Origin of the sequence: Acidovorax sp. 107 (genome assembly GCF_003058055.1) — a bacterium.
Taxonomy (GTDB): Bacteria; Pseudomonadota; Gammaproteobacteria; order Burkholderiales; family Burkholderiaceae_C; genus Acidovorax.
In genome coordinates, this window is the sequence record NZ_QBTZ01000001.1 from 1,523,321 (window position 1) to 1,541,350 (window position 18,030).

At 62.2% G+C, this 18,030-nt stretch carries 18 protein-coding genes, 1 tRNA gene and 1 pseudogene; 15 read left to right on the forward strand and 5 right to left on the reverse strand.

The features are described 5' to 3' along the window. Positions 1-8 precede the first annotated feature (8 nt). The 5 genes from tmk to C8C99_RS07275 all read left to right on the forward strand — a co-directional run bounded on the left by tmk (position 9) and on the right by C8C99_RS07275 (position 3,608). Positions 9-686, forward strand: coding sequence for a dTMP kinase (gene tmk / locus C8C99_RS07255; RefSeq protein WP_108625366.1), 678 nt, complete (start codon positions 9-11; stop codon positions 684-686). Next, a complete protein-coding gene (locus tag C8C99_RS07260) occupies positions 683-1,690 on the forward strand; it encodes a DNA polymerase III subunit delta' (RefSeq protein WP_108625367.1) in 1,008 nt (335 codons plus the stop codon). Before tmk ends, C8C99_RS07260 begins: the two co-directional genes overlap by 4 nt. A 17-nt stretch (positions 1,691-1,707) precedes the next feature. Further along, complete coding sequence (locus tag C8C99_RS07265) at positions 1,708-2,067, forward strand: PilZ domain-containing protein (RefSeq protein WP_056645241.1); 360 nt, start codon at positions 1,708-1,710, stop codon at positions 2,065-2,067. Between the two features lie 63 nt (positions 2,068-2,130). Next, a complete protein-coding gene (locus C8C99_RS07270; RefSeq protein ID WP_056645238.1) occupies positions 2,131-2,937 on the forward strand; it encodes a TatD family hydrolase in 807 nt (268 codons plus the stop codon). Next, positions 2,934-3,608, forward strand: coding sequence for an ankyrin repeat domain-containing protein (locus tag C8C99_RS07275; protein ID WP_108625368.1), 675 nt, complete (start codon positions 2,934-2,936; stop codon positions 3,606-3,608). Before C8C99_RS07270 ends, C8C99_RS07275 begins: the two co-directional genes overlap by 4 nt. Before the next feature lie 94 nt (positions 3,609-3,702). On the opposite strand, the gene msbA is transcribed toward C8C99_RS07275, so the two are convergent. Further along, positions 3,703-5,505: a lipid A export permease/ATP-binding protein MsbA gene (gene msbA / locus C8C99_RS07280; protein WP_108625369.1), complete on the reverse strand. Its 1,803-nt coding sequence runs from the start codon at positions 5,503-5,505 to the stop codon at positions 3,703-3,705. A 139-nt stretch (positions 5,506-5,644) separates the two neighbouring features. On the opposite strand from msbA, the gene tolB reads away from it, so the two are divergent. The 5 genes from tolB to C8C99_RS07305 all read left to right on the forward strand — a co-directional run bounded on the left by tolB (position 5,645) and on the right by C8C99_RS07305 (position 9,287). Then, a complete protein-coding gene (tolB, locus tag C8C99_RS07285; protein WP_108625370.1) occupies positions 5,645-6,964 on the forward strand; it encodes a Tol-Pal system beta propeller repeat protein TolB in 1,320 nt (439 codons plus the stop codon). Positions 6,965-7,008: 44 nt separating this feature from the next. Continuing rightward, positions 7,009-7,551 carry a peptidoglycan-associated lipoprotein Pal gene (gene pal, locus C8C99_RS07290; protein WP_056645231.1) on the forward strand — a complete coding sequence of 181 codons (543 nt, stop codon included), beginning with the start codon at positions 7,009-7,011 and terminating at the stop codon, positions 7,549-7,551. Then, on the forward strand, positions 7,551-8,342 hold the full coding sequence (gene ybgF, locus C8C99_RS07295) for a tol-pal system protein YbgF (RefSeq protein ID WP_108625371.1): 792 nt from the start codon (positions 7,551-7,553) through the stop codon (positions 8,340-8,342). The genes pal and ybgF overlap by 1 nt, the downstream gene beginning before the upstream one ends. After that, positions 8,342-9,169 (forward strand): ThiF family adenylyltransferase, encoded by an 828-nt coding sequence (locus tag C8C99_RS07300; RefSeq protein ID WP_108625372.1) that lies wholly within the window; start codon positions 8,342-8,344, stop codon positions 9,167-9,169. The genes ybgF and C8C99_RS07300 overlap by 1 nt, the downstream gene beginning before the upstream one ends. Before the next feature lie 42 nt (positions 9,170-9,211). Continuing rightward, a tRNA-Lys gene (locus C8C99_RS07305) sits at positions 9,212-9,287 on the forward strand. Between the two features lie 1,110 nt (positions 9,288-10,397). On the opposite strand, the gene C8C99_RS07310 is transcribed toward C8C99_RS07305, so the two are convergent. Beyond that, positions 10,398-11,078: a DNA/RNA non-specific endonuclease gene (locus C8C99_RS07310; protein WP_233247328.1), complete on the reverse strand. Its 681-nt coding sequence runs from the start codon at positions 11,076-11,078 to the stop codon at positions 10,398-10,400. Between the two features lie 445 nt (positions 11,079-11,523). Beyond that, positions 11,524-12,222 carry an SOS response-associated peptidase gene (locus tag C8C99_RS07315; RefSeq protein WP_056419560.1) on the reverse strand — a complete coding sequence of 233 codons (699 nt, stop codon included), beginning with the start codon at positions 12,220-12,222 and terminating at the stop codon, positions 11,524-11,526. A gap of 36 nt (positions 12,223-12,258) precedes the next feature. On the opposite strand from C8C99_RS07315, the gene C8C99_RS07320 reads away from it, so the two are divergent. Together C8C99_RS07320 and C8C99_RS07325 are read left to right on the forward strand one after the other, a co-directional pair. Further along, positions 12,259-12,705, forward strand: a complete 447-nt coding sequence (locus tag C8C99_RS07320) for a LexA family transcriptional regulator (RefSeq protein ID WP_056419563.1) — start codon at positions 12,259-12,261, stop codon at positions 12,703-12,705. A gap of 20 nt (positions 12,706-12,725) precedes the next feature. Continuing rightward, positions 12,726-14,024 carry a Y-family DNA polymerase gene (locus tag C8C99_RS07325; protein WP_108625373.1) on the forward strand — a complete coding sequence of 433 codons (1,299 nt, stop codon included), beginning with the start codon at positions 12,726-12,728 and terminating at the stop codon, positions 14,022-14,024. A gap of 328 nt (positions 14,025-14,352) precedes the next feature. Here C8C99_RS07325 and C8C99_RS07330 read toward each other — a convergent pair. Next, positions 14,353-15,306 (reverse strand): annotated as a pseudogene (locus C8C99_RS07330) (IS5 family transposase); the annotation flags it as partial. Between the two features lie 183 nt (positions 15,307-15,489). Between C8C99_RS07330 and C8C99_RS07335 the strand changes: the two are divergent. The 3 genes from C8C99_RS07335 to C8C99_RS07345 all read left to right on the forward strand — a co-directional run bounded on the left by C8C99_RS07335 (position 15,490) and on the right by C8C99_RS07345 (position 17,021). Further along, positions 15,490-15,942, forward strand: coding sequence for a PaaI family thioesterase (locus C8C99_RS07335; RefSeq protein ID WP_056419573.1), 453 nt, complete (start codon positions 15,490-15,492; stop codon positions 15,940-15,942). A gap of 233 nt (positions 15,943-16,175) precedes the next feature. Continuing rightward, positions 16,176-16,499, forward strand: a complete 324-nt coding sequence (locus tag C8C99_RS24405; protein ID WP_082493245.1) for a heavy-metal-associated domain-containing protein — start codon at positions 16,176-16,178, stop codon at positions 16,497-16,499. A gap of 18 nt (positions 16,500-16,517) precedes the next feature. Further along, entirely contained in the window at positions 16,518-17,021 is a 504-nt protein-coding gene (locus tag C8C99_RS07345) for a hypothetical protein (protein ID WP_015012969.1), read from the forward strand. A gap of 75 nt (positions 17,022-17,096) precedes the next feature. On the opposite strand, the gene C8C99_RS07350 is transcribed toward C8C99_RS07345, so the two are convergent. Beyond that, positions 17,097-18,026, reverse strand: a complete 930-nt coding sequence (locus tag C8C99_RS07350) for a sensor domain-containing diguanylate cyclase (RefSeq protein WP_056419579.1) — start codon at positions 18,024-18,026, stop codon at positions 17,097-17,099. Positions 18,027-18,030: the final 4 nt, after the last annotated feature.

An 18,030-nucleotide genomic window follows, 5' to 3' on the forward strand; every position in this document is an offset into this window, starting at 1 on the left:
AGGTGCCCATGTCACGACCCGGTCTGTTCATTTCGTTTGAAGGCATCGACGGTGCAGGCAAGTCCTCGCACATCGAGGGCCTGGCTGCGGCGTTCCGTACCCAGGGCCGCACCGTCACCGTGAGTCGCGAACCCGGCGGCACGCCGCTGGCCGAAAAGCTGCGCGAGATGGTCCTGAACGACCCCATGGATGCGCTCACCGAGTCGCTGCTGATCTTTGCTGCCCGCCGCGACCACCTGTGCAATGTGATTGAGCCCGCTCTGGCCCGGGGCGACGTGGTGCTGTGCGACCGGTTCACCGATGCCACGTTTGCCTACCAGGGCGCAGGGCGGGGCTTCGATTTGGGTGTGCTATCAACTTTGGAGCGCCTGGCGCAGACGGGACTAGCGCCTGAGGCCAATTTGATGCGTGAACCCGATCTGACGGTGTGGTTTGACTTGGCACCGGAGGTGGCGGCCGAGCGCCTGGCCGGTGCGCGTGTGCCCGACCGCTTCGAGGCTCAGCCGGTCGAGTTCTTCCGCCGCGTGGCCCGGGGCTATGCCGACCGCGCCGCTGCAGCGCCCCAGCGTTTTGCGCGCCTGGACGCAGCGCAGGAGCGCCATCGCGTGTGGCAGCAGCTCACCAGCGTGTTCGTGCGCAAGGGCTGGCTGGCCATCATGGTGGCTACGCAGGGAGGTCCGCAATGAGTGAAGCCACCGCGGCCCTGGCGCCCTGGATCGCGGCGCAGCGCACCAGCCTACTGGCCCAGCGCGGCCACGCGTGGCTGCTGCAGGGGCCGTCGGGCCTGGGGCAGTACGCCCTGGGGCTGGAGCTGGTGCGCGCATGGTTGTGCGACGCGCCGACAGAGCAGGGCGCCTGCGGCCATTGCGGCAGCTGCCACGCCATCGATGTGCGCACCCATGCCGACCTGTGCGTGCTGATGCCCGAGGTGCAGATGTTGGCGCTGGGCTGGCCCCTGTCGGAAAAGGCCCAGGCCGATATCGACGACAAGAAGCGCAAGCCCAGCCGCGAGATCCGCGTGGAGGCCATGCGCGATGCGGTGGAGTTCTCACAGCGCACCTCGGCGCGTGGCAAAGGCAAGGCCGTGCTGGTCTACCCGGCCGAGCAGATGAACCATGTCACCGCCAATGCGCTGCTCAAGACGCTGGAAGAGCCACCCGGCGACGTGCGTTTTGTGCTGGCCAGCGAGGCTGCGCACCAGCTTCTGCCCACCATCCGCAGCCGGTGCCTGGGGCACACCATGGTCTGGCCGGCCGAGGCCGATAGCCTCGCGTGGTTGCAGGCCCAGGGTCTGGCCCGGGATGCGGCAGCGTCGTTTCTGCGCGCAGCAGGCGGACGGCCAGAAGATGCACTGGCACTGGCACAGTCGGGCCGCAGCCCCCAAGCCTGGTCAGCTTTGCCCCAGGCGGTGGCGCGGGGTGATGTGACGGCCCTGGGCGACTGGGCCCCAGCCCAGGTGATCGATGCACTGCAAAAGCTCTGCCACGACCTGCTGGCCGCCAGCGTGGGCGCCGCGCCACGCTACTTTGCGCAGGCCGACCTGCCCAAGACGCCGCCGCTGGGCGCACTCACGCGCTGGTCGCGGACACTGGCCAAGGCCGCGCGCACGGCAGACCACCCGTTCAATGCCGGTCTCATGCTGGAGGCGCTTGTCGCCCAGGCGAGAAACACCCTACACTCCAAGCACTAAGCCGCACGCCCCCATCCATGAGCAGTCCATCCACCGCGCCCCGTCCCAGCGTCATGCAGCTGGCCATCAAGGAAAAGGCCGCGCTCTACGCCGCCTACATTCCTTTTTTTGCCGAAGGGGGCATTTTTGTGCCCACCCAGCGCGACTACAAGCTGGGCGACGACGTGTATGTGCTGTTGACCTTGCCCGAAGATACGCAGCGCTACCCCGTGGCAGGCCGCGTGGCCTGGGTCACGCCGGCGCGTGCTGCGGGCAACCGCACCCAAGGCGTGGGCATCCAGTTCCCCAAGGACGAAAAATCCCGCCAGCTCAAGGCCAAGATCGAGGAATTGCTGGGAACTGCGCTGGGCTCGGACCGTCCTACCCAGACGATCTGACTGCGCCACCGCCGCCCCCGTGCCGACCCGCGCTGGCTGGTCGGCTTTTTTGTTTTCCATCACATGTTCACTGATTCGCACTGCCACCTCAACTTCCCGGAACTGGTCAGCCAGCTGCCCGCCATCCGCCAGGCCATGGCTGAGGCGCAGGTCACCCGGGCCCTGTGCATCTGCACCACCATGGAGGAGTTCGAGGGCGTGCACGCCCTGGCCCTGGCCCATGACAACTTCTGGAGCACGGTGGGCGTGCACCCCGACAACGAGGGCGTGACGGAACCCAGCGTGCAGGACCTGCTGGACCGCGCAGCCCTGCCCCGCGTGGTGGCGATTGGAGAAACGGGCCTCGACTACTACGGCATGGAAGACCGCAAGGGCGGGCGCAGCATTGCCGACCTGGAGTGGCAGCGCGACCGTTTCCGCACCCACATCCGGGCGGCGCGGGCCTGTGGCAAGCCGCTCATCATCCATACGCGCAGTGCCTCCGACGACACCTTGGCCATCCTGCGGGAAGAAGGCGAGGATGGCGCGGGCAACCTGGCGGGCGGTGTTTTCCACTGCTTTACCGAATCGATGCAGGTGGCGCGCGCAGCGCTGGACCTGGGCTACTACATCTCCTTTTCGGGCATCGTCACCTTCAAGAGCGCGCAGGAGCTGCGCGACGTGGTGGCCTTTGTCCCGCTGGACCGCATGCTCATCGAGACCGACAGCCCCTATCTGGCCCCGGTGCCCTACCGTGGCAAGACCAACAACCCGTCGTACGTGCCCCATGTGGCCCGGCAGGTGGCAGAGACCAAGGGCCTGGCGCTGGAGGTGGTGGCCGAGGCCACCAGCCGTAATTTCGACCGCTTGTTCCCGGGGGTGATGGCATGAGCCTGCAACGACGTTCTGTTCTGGCCGCTGTGGCGCTGGGTGTGGTGTCTGCCCGTGCATGGGCGGGTGCCTACGAAGATTTTTTTGTGGCCGTCCTGAGGGATGACGGTGATGCGATCACGGCATTGTTGCGCCGGGGCTTTGACCCCAACACGCGCGACCCCAAGGGGCAGGTGGGGCTCACCATCGCTTTGCAGAACGGCGCCAACAAGGCCTTTGCGGCGCTGCTGGCATCGCGCAGGGTGAATGTGGAAGCCCGCAATGCCAAGGACGAAAGTCCGCTGATGATGGCTGCGATCAAGGGCAACGTAGAGGCAGTCAAGGCCCTCATAGCACGCGATGCCGACGTGAACAAGACGGGCTGGACGCCGTTGCACTACGCTGCGTCGGCAGGCTCGCCGCAGCATGCGGTCATCATTGCGCTGCTGCTCGAAAACCATGCCTACATCGATGCTGCGTCACCCAACGGCACCACACCCCTGATGATGGCCGCGCACTACGGCTCCACGGAGGCCGTGCAGTTGCTGTTGGACGAAGGGGCAGACCCTACGCTCAAGAACCAGTTGGGGCTGACCGCCACCGATTTTGCTTTGCGAGTGAGCCGCACCGAGTCCGCCGAGAAGATCGCCGCCGCCATTCGGCGGCGCCAGCCCAACCGGGGCAAGTGGTAGCGGCGATGGATGGCGGAGGCGCGGTGGCGAGGGATGGGACTCGGTTGCTGCGTTGAGGCTGACCGTTGCCAGACCCCCGGGCCCGGCGCCCTGCTTACTCCGCGAGGGTTCCTGTGCCCGACGCAGCGCGTGTCTGCAAGCGCGCATACAGCCCGCCCTGCGCCATCAGGGCGCTGTGGGTGCCTTGCTCCGCGATCTGCCCGCGTTCCATCACCACCACCCGGTCGGCATGCTCGATGGTAGAGAGCCGGTGCGCAATCACCAGAGTGGTTCGGCCTTGCATCAGGCGCTGCAGGGCCTCCTGCACCAGGCGTTCAGACTCGGTGTCCAGGGCCGATGTTGCCTCGTCCAGGATGAGGATGGGGGCATCCTTGTACAGGGCCCGTGCAATGGCCAGCCGCTGGCGTTGCCCACCTGACAGTTGCGTGGCGTTGTGTCCCACGACCGTGTGGATCCCCTGGGGGAGGGCGGCCACATGCTCTGCCAGGTTGGCCGCGGCAAGGCACTGCTGCACGCGTGTTTCGTCCACCGCCTGACCCAGCGCCACGTTGGTGGCGATGGTGTCGTTGAACATCACGACATCCTGGCTCACCATGGCAAATTGCGAGCGCAGCGAAGCCAGGTCCCAATCCGGCAATGCCTGGCCGTCGACCGCGACAGTGCCCGCCGAGGGCATCACAAACCGGGGCAGCAGGTTGACCAATGTGGTCTTGCCCGCGCCCGAGGGGCCCACCAGCGCCACGATCTCGCCCGGGGCGACCTGCAAGGTCAAGCCGTTGAGCGCAGGTGCATGGTCGGCGCCAAACGACACGGTGACGTTGCTCAGCGTGAGCGCACCCTGCACACGGTCCTTGCGGTAGGTGCCGCCGGTTTCTGCTCCCGTGTCGCCCAGAAGGCCCAGGCCGCGCTCCAGCGCGGCCACGCCCCGCGTGACGGGGCTGGCCACGTCGGCGAGGCGCCGGATGGGTGCGATAAGCATCAGCATGGCGGTGATGAACGATACGAACCCGCCCACGGTCACGTCTTTCGCATCGACCGCACCCCGGCTCTGCCACAACGCAATGCAGATGACCACAGACAGCGCGGCCGCAGCGAGCAACTGGGTCAGCGGTGTCATGGCTGCCGAGGCGATGGTGGATTTGATGGCCAGGCGGCGCAAGCTGTGGCTCAAGTCGGCAAAGCGCTGCGCCTGCCCCCCCTGCGCACCGTGCAAACGCACCATGCGGTGGGCCAGCACGTTCTCTTCGACCACATAGGCCAGCTCATCCGTGGCCTGCTGGCTGCTCTTGGTCAGGTGGTAAAGCCGCCGCGACAGGGTCTTCATGATCCAGGCCACTCCCGGAACGACCACCGCCACGATCAGCGTCAGTTGCCAGTTGAGGTACAGCAAATAGACCAGCAGCGCGATCAGCGTGAAACCATCGCGCGACAGGCCCAGCAACGCCTGCACCAGCAAGGTCGCCCCGGTCTGTACCTCGTACACCACGGTGTTGGAGAGAGCGCTGGCCGACTGGCGTGCAAACAGGCCCATCTCTGCCGCAAGAACCCGGTCAAACAGCGCCTGGCGCAGCGTCAACATGCCCTCGTTGGCGATGCGCGCCAGCGCGTACTGGCCCACAAACTGGGCCACGCCACGCACAAAGAAAACCCCCAGGATCGCGAGGGGCACCATCCACAGCTGCAAGGTGCCCTGGGTGAAGCCTTTGTCCAAGAGTGGTTGCAACAGGGCAGGTATCAGGGGCTCCGTGATGGCTCCCACCAGCGTGGCGACAATGGCCAGGCTCCAGGCCAGCCGCTGGCCGCCAAAATAGACCGATAGCCGCTTCAGTCGTGCCGTCAGGCTTGCGGGGGGAGGGGGGGCGTTGGCGGGCGCGGCGCCCGTGTCAGTGGCTTGCATGTGGCCCGGATTCTACGTTTGCGCTGCGCACTGCCCTGTGGCCTCGTGCCGCCGCGCACAGTTTGTCACAGGGGGGGCGCCGCTGTGTGTAACATTCGGGTTTGCCTTCAGGCACTTGTTCGGCCACTGCTGGATGCCAATGACCACAGATCGAATCTCCCAACACCCTTCTTCTGCAGCTCCGCTGCTTCCCCTGCGCCGCCAGTTGCTGGCCGCACTCATCGCATCACCCTCCATCCCCGCCCTGGCGCAGTTCCGCGTCGAGGTCACCGGCGTCGGGCTGACCCAGTTGCCTATCGCCATCGCACCGTTCCGCGGGGATGCGCAGTCCCCCCAGAAAATGGCAGCCATCGTGCAGGCCGACCTGGAGCGCAGTGGGCAGTTTCGCGCCATCGACGCTACGGGCGCCGCGCTGGACGAAACCGCACGGCCCGATGTTGCGCTGTGGCGCCAGAAAAGCGCGGATTCTCTGGCTACCGGCAGTGTCACTCGCCTCGCGGACGGGCGCTTTGATGTGCGCTTTCGCCTGTGGGATGTGGTCAAGGGGCAAGATCTCGGCGGGCAGAGCTTTGTGGTCACGCAAGGTGACCTGCGCTTGGTGGCGCACCGCATTGCCGATTTCATCTACGAAAAGCTCACGGGTGAGCGCGGCATCTTCTCGACGCGCATCGCTTACGTGACCAAAACGGGCCCCCGCTACAGCTTGTGGGTGGCGGATGCAGATGGCGAGAACGCTCAGTCCGCCCTGTCCAGCCCCGAGCCCATTATTTCGCCCGCATGGTCACCCAATGGCGGTCAACTGGCCTACGTGTCTTTCGAGTCGCGCAAACCCGTGGTCTATGTGCATGACGTGGCCACAGGCCGGCGGCGCTTGATCGCGAATTTCCGTGGCTCCAACAGTGCACCCGCCTGGGCGCCCGACGGCCGCACGCTCGCGGTTACGCTGAGTCGGGACGGCGGTTCGCAGCTGTACACCATCGATGCCAATGGCGGGGAGCCCCGCAGGCTGATGCAAAGCGCCGGCATCGATACCGAACCCGTGTTCTCGGGCGACGGCCGCAGCATCTTCTTTGTGAGCGACCGGGGCGGTGCGCCCCAGATCTACAAGGTGGGCGCGTCGGGGGGTAATGCCGAGCGTGTGACCTTCACGGGCACCTACAACATCTCTCCCAGCGTCAGCCCGGATGGTCGCTGGCTCGCCTATATCTCCCGCGTGGGTGGCGCCTTCAAGCTCCACGTCATGGACTTGTCCACCGGCACCACCAACGCCGTGACCGACACGACGACAGACGAAAACCCGAGCTTTGCGCCCAACAGCCGTCTCATCGTTTACGCCACGCAGCAGCAAGGCCGTGAAGCCCTCATGACCACCACGCTGGACGGCAAGATCAAGGCTCGCTTGGCGGGCCAGGCGGGTGATATCCGCGAACCGGACTGGGGTCCGTTTCAAAAGCAATGAACTTATCTGCACTTTCAGTTACCAAGCCTTCAGGAGAAATTTGGATGATCAAACGTTTTACCCTTGCCCTTACCGTTGTCGCTCTCATGGCGGGTTGCAGTTCTGGTGTGAAGCTGGACGATGTGCCGGTCGAAGACAAAAACGCCACCTCCACCATGGGCGGAGCCAACGGCGGTGCCAACTCCGGCCAGTCGTCGCAAAGTGGCGTCACGGGCGTGGACCTGAGCCAATCCGGCCGTGACGGTGCGGGTCCTGTCGGTGTCGCGCGCATCGTGTACTTTGATTACGACAGCTACGTGATCAAGCCCGAGTTCCAATCCCTGATCGAAGCGCACTCCCGTTTCATCAAGGCGGCTCCCAACCGCAAGGTCATGATCGAAGGCCACACCGATGACCGTGGCGGCCGCGAATACAACCTGGCTCTGGGCCAGAAGCGTGCAGAAGCTGTGCGTCGCTCGCTGGGCTTGCTGGGCGTGCCCGACAGCCAAGTCGAAGCTGTGAGTTTTGGTAAGGAAAAGCCTGCAGCACAAGGCAGTACAGAAGATGCACGTGCCCAAAACCGCCGTGCTGAACTGTCGTACCGTTGATGCGACCCGCCGTACCGGTTTTCTCGCTGAAGGCGGTGGCGATGGCGGCGTTGCTCGCAGTGCCGCTGTCTTCAGCCCACGCTGCCATATTTGAAGATGGTGAGGCGCGACGGGCCATCCTGGAGATGCGGCAACGCGTTGATGGGCTGCAATCGTCTCAGCAACGGTCTGCTGAAGAGGTTCGCAGGCTGAGTGAAGAAAATGCCCAGCTGCGCCGCAGTCTGCTGGACTTGCAGACGCAAATTGAAGCCCTGCGCGCTGAGCAGGCCAAGCTCAACGGCCAGAACGAACAGCTCTTGCGTGATGTGGGCGAACTGCAGCGCCGCCAGAAAGATATCGCACAGGGCGTGGACGAGCGGTTGCGTCAATTCGAGCCCATCAAAGTCAATGTGGACGGCCGCGAGTTTCCGGCAGACCCCGCTGAAAAGCGCGACTTTGAGGCGGCCCTGACTGTCTTTCGCTCCGGCAAATTCCCAGACGCAAGCGCCGCTTTCGCTGGTTTTGTGCGGCAGTATCCACGCAGCGGCTACGTGCCTTCCGCTCGGTTCTGGTTGGGCAATGCCCAATACGCCACCCGTGAGTACAAGGAAGCGATTGGCAACTTCAAGCAGATGTTGACTGATGCTCCCACGCACGCCCGTGCGCCCGAGGCCGCGCTGTCCATCGCCAATTGCCAGATTGAGCTCAAAGACACACGTACTGCGCGCAAGACGTTGGAAGACCTGCTGCGCGCTTACCCTCAGTCCGAAGCAGCCGTGGCCGCCAAAGAGCGCTTGTCGCGACTCAAGTAATGGGGGGCGAGGTGGCTTTGGCCCTGCATAGTGCGCCAGATGCTGGTGCGGAGGATGCGCTGGAGCGCCGTTTTGGCGGGCTTCAGCGGCTTTATGGAGTGCAGGGCGCTGCCAGAATCCGCTCAGCTCATGTGGCCGTGGTGGGTATTGGTGGGGTCGGCTCCTGGGCTGCGGAGGCCTTGGCGCGCAGCGGCGTTGCGCAAATCACGCTGATTGACCTGGACCACGTGGCCGAGTCCAACATCAATCGACAAATCCATGCACTGACCGGCACCGTGGGGCAGGCAAAGGTTTTGGCCATGCGTGATCGCATCGCGCAAATCCATCCAGGGTGTGTTGTCCATTGCGTTGAGGAGTTTGTGGAACCCGGAAACTGGCCGGGTTTATTGCAAACGCCGATAGACGCGCTCATTGATGCCTGTGACCAAATCAAGGCCAAGACCGCGTTGTCCGTTTGGGCCAAGACCCTTGGTGTGCTGCACATAGCGGTGGGTGCGGCAGGTGGAAAGCGGCACGCACACAAGGTGGATGTGGACGATCTTGCGCTGGTCACTCATGACCCGCTGTTGGCGCAACTGCGCTATCAGATGCGCAAACACCATGGTGCCCCGCGTGAGGGTAAGAAGATAGGAGTCCCCTGCGTTTTCAGTCGGGAGGCCGTTGCGCCGCCAGATGCCTCCTGCAACATCGATGGGGATGGCTCCTTGAACTGCCACGGCTACGGCTCGGTGGTTGCTGTGACTGCTACCTTCGGCCAATGCGCGGCGGGCTGGGTGCTCGACAAACTTGCAACGGATTCCAAGTTGGCCGGAAAAAAGACGCTATAATCCAAGGCTTTGCAGCAATCGACGCGATGGCTGCAATCGGTCGGGACGTTAGCTCAGTTGGTAGAGCAGCGGACTTTTAATCCGTTGGTCACAAGTTCGAATCTTGTACGTCCTACCACCAACACATTGTAGATATTAGAAAGCCTGCTATTTAAAACATAGCGGGCTTTTTTCCATTTTGGGGCTGGTGACAGTCTGGTGACAGTTTCAAAGTTGATGAGCGGAAGTTGCAACCAACGCACCCGGAGCCTGAAGTGGTGTTCAAGTGGCTTATCAGGGGCCCTTTGATACTTGGGCACTGACTGTGCAATCGGTCTGGTGCGAGAACACCGTAACTCAGCCCCAGACGCGTCTAACGGACAGTTTTTGGTCAACTCTGCACCGACTTTGCGGAGCCTGCTCTGGTCAGAGTGTCATTTCCAAGTTCGACGCACTGCTTCATCGCTCATCCATCGGAAAGGGTGCTCGCGCCTTGAGCGCAGTGAATTGGGAAGCACCTCTTCAATCGCGGCTTCGACGAGCGCTCTCAATGAGGGCCCAGGTTTCCCGACTGTGCACGCGTTCACGACAAGATCCCCTTGGCGGTAAATCAGCTTGAGCCGTTCCTGAAAGTACGCCCTCGCTCCGCTGTCCCATGCCTCACGGAACACTTTGCTCCTGTAAAGGCGAGTGGCCTGACCGAGCGAGCATTGATAGGGGGATGGCGTTGATCAAGTAAAGCTGGGTCTCGTTCTTATTCCAACACGGAGGCACGAGCAATCCGGCTCGTTTGCGGATGTGGCGCCCCGTCACCCCATTTGCGGGCCAGGGCGTGTACGGCTGCCTGGACCCGTATTCATCGATGTGGGGTGACTCCAAGACGAGCAGGATGCATTGGACTTCGCTGCACCTTTCCGGCAGTGCCTGTGCCACCGAACTCCAGTCCCTCAGATCAGTTAGCTGTGAAATGCGGCCAACTAACCTGTCTGGACACTCACGTCGATCAAAGTTCGGTGTGGAACTCGGGCACACGCTGTGGACGGACCTCTCGAAATCAGCAGGAGTGAAAGCAGCGGGGGTTTTCATGGAGCGCAGCTTGCCCCTTCGTGGGCCGATATCGAAGAATTGCGACCCTCGAGGATATGACGTTTTCTCACGGATTCAAGACATGTGTACATGTGTGGACGCAGCCTGTCATCTGTGGCATGAGAGCTTCTGGCTGCGTTAAACTACATAGTCGCGCCTGGGCTTAGCGCTGCTGACCACCTTTGTTTAAGAACTCAATCCCCGTGCGTTTGACCAGTTCCTGATAGCTGATCGGTGGCCCAGCTACCTCACGCTCACGGTTCGCCTGCCAATGCGCCCATGCCCGCTGTGTCGTCGCGTCGTACACCAGCTTGTAGAGATAGGTCGGCACGCGCACGCCGTTGTCTCCAACGCGCGGACTGCTCTCGGTGAAAACGGGACCTGTGATCACAAACACATCCCCCTTGGCCCGCTTTACATAGTGCCGCGTGTCCTGCTCAATCTTGTTCCAGGCGCCACCGTTGTGCTGAGCATTCTGGGGGACCATATTCGCCAAACTGAAGCTCTGGGCCATGGCCGTTGGCGTTGGCATATCTCCCGCAGGTGCCATGTGCCCACGGCTGTAGCCAGAGTTCTTGTAGTCCTCCAGCTCCGCCCGTTCGCCACTGGGCAAGCGCGCATCCGCAAAGAACCGCTTGGCACGCTTCTCATCGGCATCCTCGATGAGCTTGCGGTTCAAGCGTTGGGCTACGAACACCGGTGTCTTGGTAGTACCGGAGTGCAGTATCGCAAACGCTTCATAGCAAAGCTCGCGCAGCTGTGGCCGGGGCGTGATGGCCGGAGGAGTTCCATTCGCAAAGAACTGCGGGCATTGCGCAAAGGAGGTGGGTTCGGGCGTGAGCAGCGCCGCACTGTCGAACTGCTGAGAACGTGCCCAGGAAAGATTCGGGAGAGCAATGCCGGCAAGAGACAGGGCCAGCACAGCCGCCAGGCGCACACGGCCTGGACAAGAGAAAAAACGATTCACAGAAGAGGCGAGCAAGTGGAAAAAAAAGATGCCAGATTGGAGCACCGTTCACGGTTCGCTTCTGGCCCGAATGCTCAGATCCTGCAGGGATTTACAGCTGCTTGCAGAGTGGGGGGCACAAACAGAAAGGGCTCCCCAAAGGGAGCCCGATCTGCCTGCCCGCCCCTGCGGTTCAGTGAACACTCCCCACGGCACCAGCACCCGCAAATGCGATGTGCCACCACCATGGGAAGTCTTGCAACTGCATCAATTCAACCCAAGCAGTTGGTATGCCAAGTTCCATGGCGCTGAATTCGCCAAAGGGTGAGGGCTTCTTCATGCATCACACTGATTCGACAGGTAACTCTACCTGCTGTGCCGGATCTTTCGCCCGGTGCACAAACAGCTCCAGTGGCGGCACTTTGATCAGCGCCTCTGCCTGCTCGATAGTGCCTCGCAGCCAAGTATCCCAGTCCCCCTTTTCCAGCGGCACCACGGTACGCTTGTCCTGCATGTCGGGCGCGCGCTTGGGGTCAGGCCGGTGCATCAGGTTGAGAACCGGCACGTCGTCGCAGTTCTGCGTGATCATGGTGTAGCTGGGCAGCACCTCGCCCGTGGCCGGGTCGGTCCATTCGCTCCACAGGCCCGCCAAGCCCCAGGGCTCGCCGTCGGCCCGCTCGAACTGCCATGGGATGTGCTTGCCTGTGCCCCAGTAGGGTTCGACATACAGCTGCGCCGGGATGATGCAGCGCTGCCCCTTGCGCCAGGGGCCGCCGTAGGTCCATGACTTGGCCATGCCCTCGCGCCGGGCGTTGACGGTGCTCAGGCGCTTGCCGTCCGTGCCGGTAGGGATGTGCGTCTTGGAGTGCGGCGGGATCATGCCCCACTGGCCTACCACCAGTTCTCGTCCAGCTTCGCCCTTGGCCCGCAGGAACGGCCCACGGTACAGCGGGCTCATCTTGTCGCGCCACTCTTCCTCGGGAACGTCACCGAAGTGCAGCACCAGCTGCTCACGGCCCGGGACCTCGTAGTAGGTACACATGGCATCATTCTGGCAGCAGGGAGCTATACTGTAAATATGTACAGTCTTTGGAATTCCTCGCTACCGGTGCCGTACGACACGGCGGCGCAGTCGCTGGCCTTGCCCCTGTGCGGGGTGAGCGTGCGCGCGGGGTTTCCATCGCCAGCGGACGACTTCGTGGTGGAGCGGCTGGACATCATGCAGTTGCTGGTGAAGCACCCCCAGGCCACCTATTTCTGGCGCGTGCGGGGCGACTCGATGCGGGACGCTGGCATCGAGGACGGCAGCATCATCGCCGTGGACCGGGCGATCAAGCCCAAGCACAACAGCATCGTCGTGGCCATTGTGGACGGCGAATGCACCGTGAAGTATCTGCACCAGCGCGCCGGCCGGATCAAGCTGCGGGCGGCCAACCCTACCTATCCCGACATCATTCCCCGAGAAAGTCAGACCATTGAGGTGTGGGGCGTGGTGAGCGGGTGCGTGAAGCTGTTTCTCACCTGATCTGATGGACGGAGGCCAGCATGTATGCGCTGGTGGATGGCAACAATTTTTACGTGAGCTGTGAGCGGGTTTTCCGCCCCAGCCTGAACGGCCGCCCGGTGGTGGTGCTGAGCAACAACGATGGCTGCGCCATCGCCCGCAGCAATGAAGCCAAGGCCCTGGGCATCAAGATGGGGGCGCCGTGGTTCCAGATTCGGCACATGGAAGAGACCCACGGCCTGGTGGCCTTGAGTGCCAACTTCACGCTATACGGCGACATGAGCAATCGGATGATGAGCCTGGCGGCGGGCCTGGGGCCCTCGCAGGAGATCTACAGCATCGATGAGTCGTTCATCGGCCTGCAGGGCATGCGCGGCGACCTGACCACCCGCAGCCACGCCATCCGCGCCCGCATCCACCAATGGGCGGGCATTCCTTGCGGCATCGGCATTGGTCACACCAAGACGCTGGCGAAGCTGGCCAACCACATCGCCAAGACGGCCGAGCGCAAACCGGGGAGCTACCCGGCCGAGCTGGCCCAAGTGTGCAACCTAACCACATTGCCGGCTCAAGACCTTGATGACCTGTTGGCCAGCACGCTGGTGGAAGAAGTCTGGGGTGTGGGCCGCAAGATCGGCGCGCAGCTGCATCAGTGTGGGGTGCATACGGTCCTGGACCTGGCCCGGCTGGACCCAGCCATGGTGCGCAGGCGCTGGAGCGTGGTGCTGGAGCGCACGGTGCGTGAGCTGCAGGGCATGCAGTGCATAGATCTGGATGACGCGCCTGAGCCCAAAAGAGAGATTGCCTGCACCCGATCATTCGGCCAGGCGGTGACCGAGCTGCCGCCGCTGGTGGAGGCCGTGAGCGAGTTCGCCAGCCGTGCGGCCGAGAAGTTGCGCAAGCAAGGGAGCCTGGCAAGCCAGCTGCTGGTGTTCTGCCACACCTCACCTTTCCGACCCGGACCCCGATTCAACCGCAGCATCGTGGTGCCACTGCGCCGGCCTACGGCTGACACGGGAAAGCTGGTGTGGGCGGCTGTAGCTGGCATGCGCCGCATGTACGAGCCTGGGTACAAGATGGCCAAGGCAGGGGTGATGCTGCTGGACCTGGTGCCGGGCAATGCGCTGCAGGGAGAGCTGGATCTGGAGGATGAAGACCACCGGGACCGCACCCAGCTGATGGTGGCTTTGGATGCGCTCAACCAGCGCTATGGCAAGGGCACCGTGCATTCAGGTGCCACGGGGGGCACCAACAAGGGCAAGGGCTGGGGGATGAAGCAGGAGAGGCGAACGCCGCAGTACACGACGCGGTGGGAGGATGTGCCGGTGGCGCGGGCCTGAGAGTGGCGGCGCTCGCACGCTGGAGATCTGTTTTGCAGCGGTTGCCGTCACTCGTCCTGCCGCTATGGAAGTCCGCTGACGATCTCTCATCGGTCGTTCGGAGTAGTGGGCCATATTTTTGGATGGAGATAGAGAACACCAATCTATTAGCTCCTCACATGGCTTGCGCTTTCAAGCCAGCTTAAGGCAATGCTGAACAAGTAACGTCATATCCATCGCAAAGCCATTTGAATGCCAAATGGCCCGCAAAGATACTGTGCTTTGCCCCACAGGGCCTGTTTCGGGAGCCTTTGAGCCCCCTTCGGACCCTTACGGGCACATGTCCCTGCAGGCGCCCTCGGGCAAGGTAGATGTTGGCCAGCGCCAAGGCCGTGAACGCACGCGTGGCGTTCTTTTGCAGCCCGCGATAGCGCACCTTGGTGAATCCCCACAGGCGCTTTACCACCGCAAAGACATGCTCGACCCGAGCGCGCACCCGTGACTTGTTGCGGTTCTTGGCCCGCTGAACTTCGTCCACCTCGCCCGCACGGCGGGTGCGCTGGTTGGTGAAGTCCTTGGCCCTGGGGGCTTTGCTCGCTATCAGTGTTTTCTGGCCGGCGTAGGCCGAGTCGCCGTACACGCGCTGTTCGTTGCCATGCAGCAGATCGGGCAGCGGATGTTTGTCGTGCACGTTGGCCGCCGTCACCACAGCGCTGTGCGCCAGCCCGCTTTGACTGTCCACGCCAATGTGCAGCTTCATGCCGAAATACAATTGCTGGCCTTTGCGAGTCTAATGCATGTCGGGGTCACGCGCCTTGTCGGCGTTCTTGGTAGAACTGGGCGCTGCGATGATGGTGGCATCCACGATGGTTCCGGTATTGACCTTGAAGCCCCGCTCCTGCAATTGCTGGCCTACCTTGGCGAACAAGGCTTCGCCCAGTTTGTGCTCATGGAGCAGTTTGCGCAACTTCAGCAGCGTGGTGGCATCGGGCACGCGTTCGCGACCCAGGTCAATGCCCACAAAGCGGCGCAGACTGGCGCTGTCATACAGGGCCTGCTCGCACGCCAGATCGGCCAGGTTGAACCAGTGTTGCAGGAAATGGATGCGCAGCATCCGCTCCAGGCCAATGGGCGGGCGGCCATTGCCTGCCTTGGGGTAGTGCGGCTCTATCACCTGACACAGAGCGGCCCATGGCACTATTGTCTGCATGGTCCGCAAGAAATCTTCGCGTCGGGTGGGTTTGCGCGAATGCTCGAATCCGTTGTCTTGATCTGCGGCCATTGCCAGGGTCTGCTGCTTCATCTGCGGATAACGTTTGACCCCCATCAACGGTGGACCTTAATCAGCGTTGCCCTAACTATCGAACCTTCATTCGAGAAATCCCCTGCCGCAAGTGTCTTGGATGCAAGGTTGGACGCATCCTGAATGTACATTTGGACGAGCCCTCAATGTACATTTGGACGGTAAACGCACCATTGCTTTCCCATGCATAGTCCGACCATCCCGTTTCGCCTAGTCTCCACTCAGCGCGAAGAGCAATTGGCTCAATTCAACGCCAGGAAAGAAATTGCTTGGTTTGGGTTTAGGGGGGCGTTCAAAGAGCCAGGCTTGGCGATCATCAATTTCACCAAAATCGAATCTGGCCTTCAGGGAGGTGGAGGAACCTCCGCAATCAATGGCGGTGTTATCGCCGCAGGTTTTGATGCAGCCTTCGTGCTTGCCGGTTTGGGTCACTACGATTCCAAGGTCGTCGTCACTCTGGAGTTGTCGGTCAAATTTTTGTCCCTTGCACTTGTCAACGAGTCGCTTGCATTCCAAGCGCATGTGGTTCGATCTGCTAAAAACTTCTCGTTCGCCGAGGGCTTTCTCTCTCAGGCAGGTACAGGGCCAGCCCAGCATTTGGCAATTGCCACCGCTATGGTGGCGCCTGCGCGCTAGGCACGCGGCGGGAATGCGCAAGGCGCCAAAGGTGTCCTTCCCCTCGGCTGAGATGGAGATTTTCGACGGTCGTTCACCCAAGGCGCGAGCGTTCTAACTCGTAGAGACACCACCAGCAATGGGCTCGTTTGCTGCTTTCCGAGCTTATATGCCGATTGAATTCCGTGAGGCCTTGACCTTCCCACCGTGGCAAGGTTCATAGTCAAAACGTGAATCAACCAAAGGAGGCTCACATGGTCCATATCAATGTTCCTGATATGACGTGCGGCACTTGCGCCCAGCGCATTGGTCGTGCAATAGCTCAGGCCCAACTGCCTGGGGGCGTCGAAGTAGAAATCGACGTAGCTACACGTCAGGTACGCATCCCGGCGCAAGCCGGAGAAAGCACCGTGGAGCTTGTCCGCTCAGCGATTGAGCGTGCTGGATATAAAGCAGACGCGGCGGTGAGTCCTGCATCTCGCCGAACAACCGGTGGCTGCTGCTGTGCGTCTCGGCCCGTAGCCCCTGTTGACGTGGATCAAGACGGTGCAAGGCAGACGTCGTCATGCTGCAGTTGAACTACCAAGGAGACCATCATGCGTCTGAACATCGTCGCTGGGCTGTTGACAACCCTATTCGTGGCAGGCTGTGCCGTCGCGCAATCGCCAAAACCTGAGGACGAACACGCAGGCCACCACCCCGGAGATGCACAGAGCGGCGGCGTCACAACCCAGTCTGCCCCGGCAGCCACTGCCGCGTCTGCACCGGACGCCTTTGATCGTCAGATGAAGGCGATGCAGGAAATGCACAAAAAAATGCAGGCGGCCAAGACTCCCGCCGAACGCTCAGCGCTGATGGAGGAGCACATGAAGCTCATGCAGTCAGGCATGGCCACGATGGGCGCGGGTAGTTCTGGTGGCATGGGGATGGGAATGATGCAGCAAGGGGCGCAGACCAAACCTGCCATGCCTGCAGCCTCCGGAAACTCGGGTATGGGAGGCATGATGGGCATGCACGCTCAAATGGAGCGCCGTATGGCCATGATGGAGCAGATGATGCAAATGATGGTGGACCGCCAAGCAGCCATGCCATCCAAGTAGTCTCACCGCGAACGTTCTTTGCGGGGGAAGCTATCACTATTCCAAACGCTGGTGAGCTGCGCGAGGCTGGGTGACTCAGTCACTAACCACTGTGCAGTTGCGCCCGAGCGCCTTTGCCCTGTAAACAGCTTCATCAGAGCGTTTTAGCAGCCGGGCGAGGAAATCCGCTCCGGTTTGGTGTACTGCACATGCCAGCCCGACACTGACCGTTACTGGCCCCGCCAATGAGCGAACCCGTCTGGCGCATTTGTGCACCCGCTCCGCGATTCGGGCAGCGGCTTCTGCGTCCGCATCAGGTAACCAGAGGACGAATTCTTCCCCGCCGTATCGCGCCACCAGGTCCGAACCACGGGCGCCTGCCTGTAACTGGCGAGCAAAGTTCACCAGCACCCGGTCGCCCTCGGGATGGCCATGCGCATCGTTGATCCGTTTGAAGTAGTCCACGTCCACCATCAACAACGACACGGAACTCTGTCGAGAGGCCGTCCGTTGCCACTCTTGCACGGTCAATTCCAGCGCACGGCGGTTTTTAAGACCTGTAAGCGGATCAGAGAGACTCAGTTCCGAAAGCTGGCGATTCTGCAATTCAACCTGTTCATTGCTGGCGGCCAAGCGCTGGGCAAGACCCTGGGCCTCTGCACGGGCCTTGATCAACTCGCCTTCGAAACGGCTGCGTTCGCGGGCCACAAAAAAGGCCCATACGATGTGGTCGCCCGTCTCCAGGCGCTTGCTGACCGCATTGACCATGACAGGAACAGTCTCGCCGCCAACACCGCGCAGGTGGAGGAATACTTCGCGCGCACTCTTGGCGTGATGCAGCGTGGGAAACAGGTGGGTCTGGCTGAAAATTCGAGAAGCTGGTGTCAACAGTTCATCCATGGAGTGGCCGAGCCAAAACGCCTCCGTGCCCCCGATCAGGACAAGGAACTCCCTGTTCATCCGCACGATGTGCCCCACCGGGTCCGTGATCATCATCGCGCAAGGGATGTCATCAACCGCCAGCATGTTC

Bases quoted from the DNA above. Each gene is read 5' to 3' on its own strand.
- C8C99_RS07350 (WP_056419579.1), bottom strand. From the start codon at position 18,026: ATGCTGGCGGTTGATGACATCCCTTGCGCGATGATGATCACGGACCCG.
- pal (WP_056645231.1), top strand. From the start codon at position 7,009: ATGATCAAACGTTTTACCCTTGCCCTTACCGTTGTCGCTCTCATGGCG.
- C8C99_RS07320 (WP_056419563.1), top strand. From the start codon at position 12,259: ATGTACAGTCTTTGGAATTCCTCGCTACCGGTGCCGTACGACACGGCG.
- msbA (WP_108625369.1), bottom strand. From the start codon at position 5,505: ATGCAAGCCACTGACACGGGCGCCGCGCCCGCCAACGCCCCCCCTCCC.
- C8C99_RS07260 (WP_108625367.1), top strand. From the start codon at position 683: ATGAGTGAAGCCACCGCGGCCCTGGCGCCCTGGATCGCGGCGCAGCGC.
- C8C99_RS07335 (WP_056419573.1), top strand. From the start codon at position 15,490: ATGCATAGTCCGACCATCCCGTTTCGCCTAGTCTCCACTCAGCGCGAA.
- tolB (WP_108625370.1), top strand. From the start codon at position 5,645: ATGACCACAGATCGAATCTCCCAACACCCTTCTTCTGCAGCTCCGCTG.
- C8C99_RS07270 (WP_056645238.1), top strand. From the start codon at position 2,131: ATGTTCACTGATTCGCACTGCCACCTCAACTTCCCGGAACTGGTCAGC.
- tmk (WP_108625366.1), top strand. From the start codon at position 9: ATGTCACGACCCGGTCTGTTCATTTCGTTTGAAGGCATCGACGGTGCA.
- C8C99_RS07300 (WP_108625372.1), top strand. From the start codon at position 8,342: ATGGGGGGCGAGGTGGCTTTGGCCCTGCATAGTGCGCCAGATGCTGGT.
- C8C99_RS07275 (WP_108625368.1), top strand. From the start codon at position 2,934: ATGAGCCTGCAACGACGTTCTGTTCTGGCCGCTGTGGCGCTGGGTGTG.
- C8C99_RS24405 (WP_082493245.1), top strand. From the start codon at position 16,176: ATGGTCCATATCAATGTTCCTGATATGACGTGCGGCACTTGCGCCCAG.
- C8C99_RS07345 (WP_015012969.1), top strand. From the start codon at position 16,518: ATGCGTCTGAACATCGTCGCTGGGCTGTTGACAACCCTATTCGTGGCA.
- ybgF (WP_108625371.1), top strand. From the start codon at position 7,551: ATGCGACCCGCCGTACCGGTTTTCTCGCTGAAGGCGGTGGCGATGGCG.
- C8C99_RS07265 (WP_056645241.1), top strand. From the start codon at position 1,708: ATGAGCAGTCCATCCACCGCGCCCCGTCCCAGCGTCATGCAGCTGGCC.
- C8C99_RS07325 (WP_108625373.1), top strand. From the start codon at position 12,726: ATGTATGCGCTGGTGGATGGCAACAATTTTTACGTGAGCTGTGAGCGG.
- C8C99_RS07315 (WP_056419560.1), bottom strand. From the start codon at position 12,222: ATGTGTACCTACTACGAGGTCCCGGGCCGTGAGCAGCTGGTGCTGCAC.